At 68.6% G+C, this 13,035-nt stretch carries 9 protein-coding genes and 1 pseudogene; 5 read left to right on the forward strand and 5 right to left on the reverse strand.

Annotated elements, in window-relative coordinates:
• The 4 genes from Q8M82_RS17880 to Q8M82_RS17895 all read right to left on the reverse strand — a co-directional run.
• Window positions 1-1,268: SufB/SufD family protein (locus tag Q8M82_RS17880; RefSeq protein WP_305692666.1), on the reverse strand; the 1,268-nt coding region annotated here is incomplete at its 3' end.
• On the reverse strand, window positions 1,268-2,020 hold the full coding sequence (gene sufC / locus Q8M82_RS17885) for a Fe-S cluster assembly ATPase SufC (protein ID WP_305692667.1): 753 nt from the start codon (window positions 2,018-2,020) through the stop codon (window positions 1,268-1,270). The genes sufC and Q8M82_RS17880, both read right to left, overlap by 1 nt.
• Window positions 2,021-2,151: 131 nt before the next feature.
• Entirely contained in the window at window positions 2,152-3,621 is a 1,470-nt protein-coding gene (gene sufB, locus Q8M82_RS17890) for a Fe-S cluster assembly protein SufB (RefSeq protein WP_305692668.1), read from the reverse strand.
• A gap of 60 nt (window positions 3,622-3,681) precedes the next feature.
• Window positions 3,682-4,887: a cysteine desulfurase family protein gene (locus Q8M82_RS17895; protein WP_305692669.1), complete on the reverse strand. Its 1,206-nt coding sequence runs from the start codon at window positions 4,885-4,887 to the stop codon at window positions 3,682-3,684.
• 293 nt (window positions 4,888-5,180) lie between these two features.
• Between Q8M82_RS17895 and Q8M82_RS17900 the strand changes: the two genes are divergently transcribed.
• Both Q8M82_RS17900 and tyrS read left to right on the forward strand, forming a co-directional pair.
• Window positions 5,181-5,852, forward strand: coding sequence for an alpha/beta hydrolase (locus Q8M82_RS17900; protein WP_066733696.1), 672 nt, complete (start codon window positions 5,181-5,183; stop codon window positions 5,850-5,852).
• Between the two features lie 163 nt (window positions 5,853-6,015).
• Window positions 6,016-7,266, forward strand: a complete 1,251-nt coding sequence (gene tyrS, locus Q8M82_RS17905; protein WP_305692670.1) for a tyrosine--tRNA ligase — start codon at window positions 6,016-6,018, stop codon at window positions 7,264-7,266.
• 6 nt (window positions 7,267-7,272) lie between these two features.
• Here tyrS and Q8M82_RS17910 read toward each other — a convergent pair whose 3' ends face one another.
• Entirely contained in the window at window positions 7,273-10,734 is a 3,462-nt protein-coding gene (locus Q8M82_RS17910) for a hypothetical protein (RefSeq protein WP_305692671.1), read from the reverse strand.
• 210 nt (window positions 10,735-10,944) lie between these two features.
• Between Q8M82_RS17910 and Q8M82_RS17915 the strand changes: the two genes are divergently transcribed.
• The 3 genes and pseudogenes from Q8M82_RS17915 to Q8M82_RS17925 form a co-directional block, all read left to right on the forward strand.
• The gene (locus tag Q8M82_RS17915) at window positions 10,945-11,409 is read left to right on the forward strand and encodes a peroxiredoxin (RefSeq protein WP_305692672.1); all 465 of its coding nucleotides are present in this window, start codon (window positions 10,945-10,947) and stop codon (window positions 11,407-11,409) included.
• An 85-nt stretch (window positions 11,410-11,494) separates the two neighbouring features.
• Complete coding sequence (locus tag Q8M82_RS17920) at window positions 11,495-12,802, forward strand: M23 family metallopeptidase (protein ID WP_305692673.1); 1,308 nt, start codon at window positions 11,495-11,497, stop codon at window positions 12,800-12,802.
• Between the two features lie 114 nt (window positions 12,803-12,916).
• Window positions 12,917-13,035 (forward strand): annotated as a pseudogene (locus Q8M82_RS17925) (phosphoribosylformylglycinamidine cyclo-ligase); the annotation flags it as partial.

Consider the following 13,035-nt stretch of genomic DNA (forward strand, 5'->3'; position numbering starts at 1 on the left):
TCGTCCTGCACGAACTCGACCGCCTCGCCGGCGAAGGCCTGCAGCACCAGCGCCTCGGCCTGCGGACGCGGCAGGCCGCGCGCCATCAGGTAGAAGAGCTGCTCGCCGTCGATCTGGGCGACGGTCGCACCATGGCCGCAGACGACGTCGTCGGCGAAGATCTCGAGTTCGGGCTTGTTGAACATGGTCGCGCCGTCGTTCAGCAAGAGCGCGTTGCTCTTCATGTTGCCGTCGGTCTTCTGGGCGTGCTGGCGCACGACGACCTTGCCCTGGAAGACGCCGGTGGCCTCGCCGCCGATGATCGACTTGAACATCTCGCGGCTGGTGCCGTGCGGCACCTCATGATCCATCACCAGGGTCACGTCGGAATGCTCGCTGCCGCCGAGCAGGTTCACCCCGCGCAGGCCGATCTCGGTGTGCTCGCCGGCATAGCGGACGAAATGCTGCTGGCGCAGCGTGCCGGCATTGCAGACCAGCGCGAAGGAGTCGAACTTCGCCTGAGCGCCGACGGTCGCGAGCAGGCTCTGGACCTGCACGGTCGCAGGAGCATGGCGCGTGATCATGCGAACATGCTGGACGTCGCTCTCGTCGCCGGTCTCGAAGACGATGGCGCCGTTGATCTGCGAGGCAGCACCACCAACGCTCTCGCCGATCTCGACGATCGTCGCCTTGGCGCCGGCACCCGCCAGCACGACCGAGCGGTGGAAGATCGCGCGCTCGTCCTCGCCCGAGGCGAGGGAGAGGATGGTCAGCGGCTGGGCCAGCTCCGTGCCGGCTTCGATCTCGACGAAGACGCCGTCGCGCATCAAGGCAGTGTTGAGCATCAACCCGGCATCGGTCGTGGCGACGCCGGGCCCGGTGAGAATGCGGGCGAGATCGTCTCGGCCAGAGACCAAAGCGTCGGCCAGGCTGTGGACGATGAGACCCTCGGGCAGGCCCTCCAGCGTCGACAGCTCCGGCACGAAGACGCCGTCGACCAGGACCAGCCGGACGCCGCCGGCGGGCAACGCCGCGACGCGGGCGCGCACCGCCGTGCTGATCGTCGCGCTCTCGGCCAGCGGCCGTGCCTCACGCAGCAGGCCGCGCAGATCGGTGTAGCGCCAGGTCTCGAGCCGGCGATGCGGCAGGCCGCGGACCTCGAAGCCGGCGAAAGCGTCCTCGCGCAGCTTGCGGACCGGCAGGGCGCCGGGCAGCTCGGCCTTGGCGGCGGCGAACTGGGCGCTCAGCGCCTGCTCGGCCGCTGTCTTCAGCGGGGTGACGACGGACATCAGGCCGCCTCCCCATAGGCCGCATAGCCCGACTTCTCGAGTTCGAGCGCGAGCTCCTTGCCGCCGGTCTTCACGATGCGGCCCTTCGACATGACGTGGACGGTGTCGGGGACGATGTGGTCGAGCAGGCGCTGGTAGTGGGTGATGACGAGGAAGCCGCGGCTCTTGTCGCGCAGCGCGTTGACGCCCTCGGCGACGATGCGCAGCGCGTCGATGTCGAGGCCGGAATCGGTCTCGTCGAGGATGCACATGGAGGGCGAGAGCAGCGCCATCTGCAGGATTTCCATGCGCTTCTTCTCGCCGCCGGAGAAGCCGACATTGAGCGGCCGGCGCAGCATGTCCTTGGCGATGCCGAGCTTGTCGGCGGCGCCGTTAACGGCCTTGATGAAGTCGGGCGTCAGCAGCTCGGCCTCGCCGCGGGCGCGGCGCTGGGCGTTCATCGCCGCCTTCAGGAAGGTCATGGTGGCGACGCCGGGGATCTCCAGCGGGTACTGGAAGGCGAGGAAGATGCCCGCCGCCGCGCGGGCGTCGGCCTCCATCTCCAGCACGTTCTCGCCATTGAGCAGGATCTCGCCGTCGAGGACCTCATAGTCCTCCTTGCCTGCGATGACGTAGCTCAGCGTCGACTTGCCGGAGCCGTTGGGGCCCATGATGGCCGCGACCTCGCCGTCATTCACGGTAAGGTTGAGGCCGTTGAGGATCTGCTTGTCTTCGTCGGCGATCTTGACGACGAGGTTGCGAATTTCGAGCATGGTTTCGTTCTTTCGTGAGCCCTCATCCTGAGGAGCGCGCAGCGCGTCTCGAAGGATGCTTTCAAGTAGCGAACCCAGCATCCTTCGAGACGCCGCCTCTGGCGGCTCCTCAGGATGAGGGCTGGTGAATATCAGCCGACCGAGCCTTCCAGCGAGATGGTGATCAGCTTCTGCGCCTCGACGGCGAACTCCATCGGGAGCTGCTGCAGCACCTCCTTGACGAAGCCGTTGACGATCAGCGCCACCGCCTCCTCCTCGGAGAGGCCGCGCTGCTGGCAGTAGAACATCTGGTCCTCGCCGATCTTCGAGGTGGTGGCCTCGTGCTCGAAGATCGCGGTCGCAGTCTTGGCCTCGATATAGGGGATGGTGTGGGCGCCGCACTGATCGCCGATCAGGAGCGAGTCGCAATTGGTGAAATTGCGCGCGCCGGTCGCCTTGCGGTGGGCCGAGACCATGCCCCGATAGGTCGAGTCGGATTTGCCGGCCGCGATGCCCTTGGCGATGATCTTCGAGGTCGTGTTCTTGCCGAGATGGATCATCTTGGTGCCGGAATCGACCTGCTGGGCGCCGTTCGAGACCGCGATCGAGTAGAACTCGCCGCGCGAGCCATCACCGCGCAGGATGCAGGACGGGTACTTCCAGGTGATCGCCGAACCGGTCTCGACCTGCGTCCAGGAGATCTTGGAGTTCTTGCCCCGGCAGTCGCCGCGCTTGGTGACGAAGTTGTAGATGCCGCCCTTGCCGTCGGCATCGCCCGGATACCAGTTCTGGACGGTCGAGTACTTGATCTCGGCATCGTCGAGCGCGATCAGCTCGACCACCGCGGCATGGAGCTGGTTCTCGTCGCGCTTGGGCGCCGTGCAGCCTTCGAGATAGCTGACATAGGAGCCCTCGTCGGCGATGATCAGCGTGCGCTCGAACTGGCCGGTGTTCTGCTCGTTGATGCGAAAGTAAGTCGACAGCTCCATCGGGCAGCGCACGCCCTTGGGGATGTAGACGAAGGAGCCGTCGGTGAAGACGGCGCAGTTCAGCGTCGCGAAATAGTTGTCGGTTACCGGCACGACGGTGGCGAGGTACTTCTTCACCAGCTCCGGATGCTCGTGGATCGCATCCGAGATCGAGCAGAAGATCACGCCGGCCTGGGCCAGCTCCTTCTTGAAGGTCGTCACCACCGAGACCGAGTCGAACACCGCATCGACCGCGACGCGGTTCTCAGGGGCGACGCCGGCCAGGATCTCCTGCTCGCTGAGCGGGATGCCGAGCTTCTTGTAGGTCTCCAGGATCGCGGGATCGACCTCGTCGAGCGACTGCGGGGCCGGGCCCTTGGGGGCGGCGTAGTAGTAGATGTCCTGGTAGTTGATCGGCGGGTACTGCACGCGCGACCAGGCCGGCTCGGTCATCGTCTTCCAGCGGCGGAAGGCGTCCAGCCGCCATTCGAGCATCCATTCCGGCTCGTTCTTGCGCGCGGAGATGTAGCGGACCGTGTCCTCGGTCAGGCCCTTGGCGGGCTTCTCGACCTCGAGTTCGGTGACGAAGCCGTATTTGTATTCGGTCACGTCGATCGACTTGACCTGATCGATGGTCTCCTGGACCGCTGCCATGTCTATGCTCCTGTCGCGGGTTCAAGGCCCGCCGGTTTGGTCTTCGTCGTGCGGAACGCGTCAGGCGGCAGCCCGGGCGCTCCGATCAGGGATCGCGGCCAGCGCCTTCGCATAGGCCGCGAGAAAAAGGTCGATCTCCGCCTCGCAGGTGGTCCATCCGAGCGACGCCCGCAAGGCCCCTGCGCTCATGGCGGGGTCGACCCCCATGGCGGTCAGCACATGGGAGCGCCGGACCTTGCCGGAGGAACAGGCCGAGCCCGAGGACAGCGCGACGCCGGCGAGGTCGAGCTTGATCAGCGTCGTCTCAGCGCTCAGCCCCGGTGTCGCGAAAGCGGAGGTGTTGGGCAGGCGCGGGGCGCCACGGCCGAAGATCGCGCTCTGCGGCGCCAGCGCCAGAAGCCCGGCCTCCAGCCTGTCGCGCAGGGTGGCAAGACGCGGGCCTTCGGTGGCGAGAGCCTGAGCGGCCATGGCAGCGGCAACGCCGAAGCCGACGATGCCCGGCACGTTTTCGGTGCCGGCGCGCCAGCCGCGCTCCTGCCCGCCGCCCCGCAGCGGCTTGTCGGCGAGTTCGAGCGCCCCTGTCCGGAAGACGATGGCACCGACACCCTTCGGCCCGCCGAGCTTGTGGGCCGAGAGGGTGAGCACGTCCATGCCAAGCGACTCGATGTCGACGTCGATCTTGCCGGCCGCCTGGACAGCATCGCTGTGAAGGAGCGCGCCGAAGCGCTTCGCGATCGATGCGATCTCGGCGAGCGGCTGGATCACGCCGGTCTCGTTGTTGGCGAGATGGGCCGAGACCAGCGCCCGTGCGCCCGGACGCTCAACGGCAAAACGCTCCAGTCGCGCCGCGAGCCAAGCCGCGTCGACGATCCCCTCGGCATCGACCGGGATGAATTCGACCGCCTGCGCCGGGAAACGGTGGCCGTCGCGGACGCAAGGATGTTCGGTCGCGCCGTGCAAAAGCAGCGAGGTCGGGATCCGGACGCAGTCACGCCCGCCGTCGCAGTCCATCAGGCCGGGCGACAGCAGGGTGGCATTCGCCTCGGTGCCGCCGCCAGTGAAGACGACGTTGGCGGCCTTGGCGCCGACCAGCCCAGCCACCTGCTCACGCGCATGTTCGACGGCGCTGCGCGCCGCCCTGCCCTCGGCATGGATGGAAGACGGGTTGCCCGCGAGTTCCAGAGCGCGCACCATCGCCTGCACGACCTCGGGCCGGACCGGGGTCGTGGCATTGTGGTCGAGATAGGCGCGCGTCGCGACGGACAAGGTCTCGGATGCTCCTGCTTCACCGGGCCGCCGGCATGAAAGGCTTGAATTCGCACCCCTGCGCCGTGCTATAGCCGCCCGTCCGAACCGGCCCTCGCCGGGAGCGGCGCTGCCTCAAGTGGGAGGGCCGCGCCGATGTTCCCGACTTGTTCACGGCCGTTAGAACCATTCTAAGCCCTGATGTAGGGCGCGAGCGGCGGGGCCGTCAAGGGCGACCGGGCCATTCCGGCGGCTTTCTGCCGCCGCAGGGCCCACCTTTGGAGGCCCGGGCCCAACACAAAGGCGACGAGACGATGCCAGAGGTGATTTTCAACGGCCCGGCCGGACGGATCGAGGGACGCTACCAGCCCGCCAAGAAGCGGGGGGCGCCGCTCGCGATCATCCTGCATCCGCACCCGCAATTCGGCGGGACGATGAACAACCAGATCGTCTACAACCTGTTCTACACCTTCGTGAATCGCGGCTTCTCGGCGCTGCGCTTCAACTTCCGCGGCGTCGGCCGCAGCCAGGGCCACTTCGACCATGGCGCCGGCGAGCTGTCGGATGCCGCCGCCGCCCTCGACTGGATGCAGGCGCTGAACCCCGAGGCGAAGAGCTGCTGGATCACCGGCGTCTCCTTCGGCGCCTGGATCGGCATGCAGCTTTTGATGCGCCGCCCCGAGATCGAGGGCTTCCTCTCGATCGCGGCGATGGCCAACCGCTACGACTTCTCCTTCCTGGCGCCCTGCCCTTCCTCGGGCCTGTTCGTCCACGGCTCCGAGGACCGCGTCGCGCCGGTCAAGGAGGTGATGGCCGTCATCGAGAAGGTGAAGACCCAGAAGGGCATCCAGATCGAGCACACGGTCGTGGAAGGCGCCAACCACTTCTTCGACGGCAAGGTCGACGTGCTGATGAGCCAGGTCGGCGCCTATCTCGACCGCATGGTCGGGCCCGAGATCATCAAGAGCGAGCAGGAAAGCGTCTGAGCGCGACGCCTCTGCCGCGCTCTCCCGTCATTGCGAGCGAAGCGAAGCAATCCAGGCGGCAGCACTCTACGTCTTCCTGGATTGCTTCGTCGGCTGCGCCTTCCCGCAATGACGTGCAGCGCCACCGACATCGCGATCGACCTTCCCACCCGGGACCGAAACCATGACCACCTACAAGTCCGACTTCCTGCGCGTGCTCGACGAGCGCGGCCTGATCCACCAGGTTTCCGATCCGGAGGGCCTCGACGCGCTCTGCCGGCAGGGCGTGCAGACGGCCTATGTCGGCTATGACGCCACCGCGACCTCGATCCATATCGGCAACCTGATCTCGCTGACCATGCTGTACTGGTTCCAGGAGACCGGGCACCGGCCGATCACGCTGATGGGCGGCGGCACCTCGATGGTGGGCGACCCCTCCTTCCGCGACGACCAGCGCAAGCTGCTCACCGTCGAGGAGATCGCGACCAATATCGAGAGCATCAAGCGGGTCTTCGGCCGCATCCTGCGCTATGGCGACGGCCCGACCGACGCGCTGATGGCCAACAATGCCGACTGGCTCCTGAAGCTGAACTATGTCGAGTTCCTGCGCGAGGTCGGCCGGCATTTCTCGGTCAACCGGATGCTCTCCTTCGACTCGGTGAAGCTGCGGCTCGACCGCGAGCAGTCGCTGTCCTTCCTCGAATTCAACTACATGATCATGCAGGGCTACGACTTCGTCGAGCTCAACCGGCGCCATGGCTGCCGGCTGCAGATGGGCGGCTCCGACCAGTGGGGCAACATCATCAACGGCGTCGACCTCTCGCACCGGATGGGCGGGCCGCAGCTCTACTGCGTGACCACGCCGCTCCTGACGACCGCCTCGGGCGCCAAGATGGGCAAGACCGCCAACGGCGCCGTCTGGCTCAACGCCGACGTCTTCAGCCCCTATGATTTCTGGCAGTATTTCCGCAACACCGAGGACGCCGATGTCGGCCGCTTCCTCAAGGTGTTCACGCGCCTGCCGCTCGACGAGATCGCGAAGCTCGCCGCGCTCGGCGGCTCGGAGATCAACGAAGCCAAGAAGATCCTGGCGACCGAGATCACCGCCATCGTCCATGGGCGGGAGGCGGCCGAGGCCGCTGCCGAGACGGCGCGCAAGACCTTCGAGCAGGGCGAGACGGCCGCCGACCTGCCGAGCGTCGCCATCCCGCGGGCGGAGCTGGAGCCGGGGCTCGGCGTGCTGACCGCCTTCGTCAAGGCCGGGCTCGTGCCCTCGACCGGCGAGGCCAGGCGTCAGGTCAAGGCCGGTGGCCTGCGGGTCAACGACACGCTCGTCACCGATGAGCGCGCCACGCTCGGGCCGGCCGATCTGGCCGAGGGCGCGATCAAGCTCTCCTTCGGCAAGAAGAAGCACATCCTGCTGCGCGCGGAATAGCCGGGCTCAGCGCAACGGTGGCGGATTCGGCTGGATCGGCTGCTGGGCCGGCGCGCCGCCGAGGGGATCGACGAAGCGGCGCAGAATGCCGGGCGCGATGGCGGACAGCGGGTTGATCGTCATGGTCGGGGCACTCGCCGCCCCGGCGATGCGGAAATTGACCGCGAAGAGCCCGCCATACTGGCTGCCGCCGCCGAGCAGCGCGCCGACGACCGGCACCTGGGCGAAGGCGTTGTTGAAGGCGTAGCCTGGCACGAAGGTGCCGCCGATATCGACGCGGTCGCGTGCGTAATCGACATTGCCCTGCAGCGTGAAGCCGACCTGCTGGCCCCAGATCACCATGTCGGAGACGTCGAGGCGGCTGGCGGAGCGCGTGAACTCCGCCCGCAGCTTGATGAAGGCCACCTCGCTGACATTGATCGGCAGGGGCGGTGCGGCATTGTCGGCGCGGTCGCCGGCAACCCCCTGGCCCGCCTGCCCGCCGACGACGCGGCGCAGAGCCGGCTCGTCGCGCACGACGAAATTGCGGAAAAGCAGTTCGCCGCTCTGGCGCGTTTCGCCGGGGCCGAGATTGAGGATCAGGTCGCCGCCATGGGCGCGGCGGTAGAGATCGACGAAGCGCAGCAGCGCGCCGCCATTCTCGGACTGAACCACGAGGCCACCGGCCGGCTCACCGATCTTCGAGCTCTGCCGCGCCGCGACCTCGGCCCGGCCGATCCGGCCCTGGAACGCAACCGTCCGCAGATCGCCGCTACGCTTCTGCAGCTTCAGCGTGGCGTTGGTGATCGCCTCGTTGTTGAAGCCGGTGAGGATCGGCACGTCGAGATCGAGGTCGAGATCGCCGCTCTTGCCGGGCTTGCCGGTGCGCGCCGCCGGGCCCGAGGCACTCTGGAGGTCACGGATGAAAGGACGCGCATCGGCCACGGCGCCGCGGACGACCAGTCGCATCAGGCTGCCCTCGCGCCGGGCCTCGACCTTGAGGTTGTCGCCGGCGGACAGACGGACCTGCGACAGGCTGGCGGCGTCGAAGGCATTCTGCCGGTTGAGTTCGACCTTGCCGCGGATCAGGACGGGATTCGCCTCGAAGACGAGGTCGTCGAGGTCGGGACCATCGGCATCGGCGAGATAGAGGAAGGACAGTTTCGCGGCCCGTCCGGCCGGCTTGCTCAGCCCCGGGATGACGCCGTCGAGCGCAGCCTTGGTCAGATCGGCCTCCACGCGCGGCGTCGCGGCGACGCCCTTGCCGAGAGCCTTGGTGACCCGTACCGCAACAGGCCCGTTGATCCCCGCTTCGGGCCCGAGGCCGCGCTTCTGACGGGCTGCGTTGTCGAGCGTCAGCGCCAGCGTCGCCTCGCCCCTGCCCTTGGGATCCTGCCGGATCTCGACCTGCGCCCGGTCCCCGCCCACGCGCGCGTCCCCTTTGACGGCGAGGCCCGCCTTGTCGAACTGGACCGACAGCGTGCCGCCTTCCAGCTTCTCGGTGCCCAGCAGCGTGTCGGAGGCGACACCCGACAGCGTCCCCGCACTGGTGATCGCGATCTCGCCCGGGCGCGGATCGTCGACGAGCGTGAGCGCGACCACGCTCCTGAGATCCGAGGTCCCGCGCAGGCTGGCCGGGTCGATGTCGCCGGGCGCGAAATCCTTCAGGGCGGGAAAGGCGAAGAGGGCGGCGAGGGCCTCCATCGATCCGGTGGTCCGGAAGGCCGCACGAGCCCGGGCCCTCGGCATCCAGGTCTCGGGGATCTCGAAGCTGCCTTCGCTCATCTGCAACTGGCGGCCATTGCCGAGCTCGGCCGTCGCCGAGTCGATCGCGAGCCTGACGGTCCGTCCCGTGGCCCGGCCGCTGACCCGGCCGTCGACGAGGGGCGGCAGGCCGGGGCCGGGCTCGAACCGGACCTGCGAGGCATCGACCGTGACGGTCAGCGCCTGGTCGGGGATGCCGGCTCCCTGCAGCAGCCGGGCGTGATCCTCCGGCGGCAGGTCCATCTCGACCCGCAGCGAGGCGAGCCGCCCACTGATGAACTGGCGCGACAGGGTGGTGTGGACCTCCGGCGAGGTCCAGCGGGGCCAGAGCGCCAGCGCCGCGCGCGGATCGGATTCGGTCGCCAGGATCGAGAAGCGCTGCAGGGGCGACGGCCCGACCTGCTGGACCAGCCCCGAGCCCTGGGCCTGGATCGCCGGTCCCTGGACCGACATGGATTCGATCCGCACCTCGTTCTGGCGCGGGTCGATGCGCAGATCGGCGCGGGCGGCGTCGATGGCGACGGGCGGATCACTGTCGACGCCGGCGAGTTGGCCCTTGGCTTCGAGCGCGGCGCGCCAGGCACCGTCTTCGGCGCGGATGCTGCCATGCGCCTCGAGTTGCGTCGGCCCGGCGGAGAGCGCCATCGAGCGGATCTCGATGGTCGAGAAATCGCCGCTGCTGGCCACCTCGAAATGCGCGGCATCGACCTTGATCGGCGGCATCGGCCCGTCGGGAAACCGGATCACGCCCGGGAGGACGTCGAGGCGCGCATCGATGGACCGGCGCCCGTCGGACGTCTGGACGAGGCTGGCCTTGCCGCGCAGGGGCAGGCCCTCGAGCGTCACGCCGCCCGTGCCGAGCGCCAGCGCGACGACCTCGGCGGGCTCGAAGCGCATGATATCGAGATCGGCGCGCTGCGTTCCGTCCGGCTGGCTGGTCAGGTCGATCGCCAGTTCCTTCCAGCGCTGGCCGGTGCGGCCCTTGACCGTCAGGCGCGTGCCGCGGTTCTCCGTCCGCATCAGGCGGATCTCGACATCCTCGAATCCGGCCTTCTGGCGTCCCTCGGGATCGACCAGCGCGAGGCGCGCGCCATTGATGCCCGCCGTCTCCAACGCGCCGAGCAGGCCGTCTCCCTGGGCGAGGGTCGTGACGGCCGCGATGATGCCGGTGAAGGCGTTCCACTGCGTCGTGTCGGGCAGGCTCGCCGGCGGCGCCGGCTCGGCCGGCGCGGAATCCGCACTGACGATCAGCGCGCCGTCCCTGTTGACGCCGAGGCGGACATTGACGCCCCGCAGATCGACCGAGGTCAGCCGGATGTCGCCGCGCAGCAGCGCCAGCGGCTCATAGCCGAGGATGGCTTCGGGCGCCCGGATCGCCGCGCCGCTCTTGTGGCGGAAGGAGACCTGCCGGACCCGTAATTGCGAGCGCCCGTCGGTGCGGCTCAGTTCGGCGCTCGCCGCCTCGACCGTCCAGTCCTTGCCCAGCCGCTCCTCGATCGCCCCGGCGATGCGCCCTTCGAGCCCCGACAGCGGCACGAGGCCCGTGACGAGAAGTGTCGCAGCGGCGCCGGCGAGCGTCAGCAGCGCGACGACGACGGCCACCGCGATCGTCAGCAGCCCGGCCTTGGCGCGCCGCTTGACCTCGGCGACGTCGCAATCGGCCCCGGCCTGCGCCGCGGCCGCTGCCGAATCGCCCGTCGGCCTGTTCGCGTCCTGGTCCAGCAAGGTCTGTTCGATCCTCTCGGGCGGATGATCCGCCGCGGCTTCCCTGTCGTAGGCGCGTCAGGCCGGCTGAATCGACCCTGCCCGTCGATGCCGCCGGGCGAAGCGATTCGGCAAGACGCACCATTTCCCCGCGCCTTGCCGCACCCTATCATGGCGGGCGGACATGGGTTGCGCCATGCCCCGCGAAGGCGACGAAAGGAAGGCGGTTCGATGGCTCTCAACGAAGGTGACCTGGCCCCGGCGTTCACGCTCATGCGGGACGGGGGCGGCATGGTGTCGCTGGCCGACTTCAAGGGGCAAAAGCTCGTGCTGTATGCCTACCCCAAGGATGACACGCCGGGCTGCACGCAGGAAGCGATCGCCTTCAACGGTCTGCGGGCCGCCTTCGCCGCCGCCGGCTCCCAGATCCTCGGCATTTCGCCCGATCCGGTGAAGAGCCACGACAAGTTCAAGGCCAAGCACAAGCTCGACTTCGCGCTCGTCGCCGACGAGGCCCAGCAGGCGCTGCAGGCCTATGGAATCTGGGTCGAGAAGAGCATGTACGGCCGGAGCTATATGGGCGTCGAACGCACGACCTTCCTGATCGACGCGGAAGGCAGGATCGCGCGGATCTGGCGGAAGGTGAAAGTGGCGGGCCATGCCGAGGAGGTTCTCGCCGCCGCACAGGTGTTATGACGGCACTCGGCCCCGATTTGCGAAAGATTAACCTTAACGGGGTCTGATGGCGGTATCGGCAGCGTCACTTTCCGGTCCCGCGTAAATGTCCCATTCCGCTTCGTCAGCTCCCGTTCTTCCCGTCTCCGGGCTCGTCACCCAGAAGACCTATACGATCCGGCGCTCGACGGTTCTCCTGGGACTGGCCTGGCTCGGGATGACCACGGCGGGCTGCGGGCTCTCGGGCTGGTACGTACTGAGCAAGGACGATCTCGCGGCCCGCCTGATCGCCCGCGAGACGACGCGGCAATACGCCTATGAGGACCGGATCGCCACGCTGCGGGCCGATGTCGACCGGCTCGCCAGCCGGGCCCTGCTCGACCAGGACGGGGTCGAGGCGCGGGTCGATGAACTGGCGACCCGGCAGGCGGAGCTGGAATCGCGTCATTCGCTCGTGGCAGCCCTCGCCGACACGCTTCAGGCCGGCGGGATCGTCGGCGCGAGCAAGGCGCCGCTGCGGCCCCGCCTGGTGAAGCCCGAGGAGCCGATCCGCGCGTCGGGCGTGACCAGCTTCGCGCCGATCATGCCGACGAAGCCGACGCCGGCGCCCGACTCGCCGGGCCTGCGTGGCGCGGGCGACACACAGAATGCGCCCTGGCGCTCCGGCATGGCCGAGCCGCAGCCGCCGGCGCAGCGGGTCGAGACCGCGCTGACCCGGCTCGACCGGGCTCTTGCCAACACGGCCGGCGCGCAGATCGCGGCGCTGCGCGACATGGATGAAACGCTGCGGGATTCGCAGAAGCGTCTGCGCGGCGCCCTCTCGGAGACGGGCCTCGACACCGACCGGCTCGCCGCCCAGGGCAGCGTCGCCGGCGGCGTCGGCGGCCCGTTCGTGCCGCTTAAGATCGATCCCTCGGCCGGCCCCTTCGAGGCCACGCTGAGTGCGCTGCAGCCGCGCATCGCCGCCGTCATGCGCCTGCGCAGCCTCGCCGAACAGCTGCCACTCGCCAAACCGATGACCGGAGAGGCCGATTTCTCGTCGAATTTCGGCTACCGCGTCGATCCCTTCACCCGCGGCCCCGCGATGCATACCGGCGTCGATTTCCGCGCCGAGACGGGCTCTCCGATCCGCGCGACGGCGCCCGGCAAGGTCATCGCGGCCGAATACTCCGGCGGCTACGGCAACATGGTCGAGATCGAGCACGCCAACGGCATCACCACCCGCTACGCCCACATGTCGGCGATCCTAGCATCGGTCGGGCAGAGCGTGACGACCGGCACCGTGATCGGCCGTGTCGGCAGCACCGGGCGCTCGACCGGGCCACATCTGCACTACGAGACCCGCATCGATGACGAGCCGGTCGACCCGACGCGCTTCCTGCGCGCAGGCGGCAAGCTCGCCGGCCTGCGCTGAGGCCCGGTACGCGCGGGTTTTCCGCGGGTTTCCGACGGCAGAGCGCCCCTCTCCCTTGCAAGGTGCCGCCCGCTTGCCTATCGCTCGCGCGAACGGAAGCGAGGCGATACCCCCATGAGCAAGCCCGGCGCGAACGGACTGACCTATGCGCAGGCCGGTGTCGACATCGACGCCGGCAACGCGATGGTCGACGCCATCAAGCCCCTCGTGCGGGCGACGCGCCGGCCGGGCGC

Origin of the sequence: Allobosea sp., assembly GCF_030694325.1 — a bacterium.
Taxonomy (GTDB): domain Bacteria; phylum Pseudomonadota; class Alphaproteobacteria; order Rhizobiales; family Beijerinckiaceae; genus Allobosea.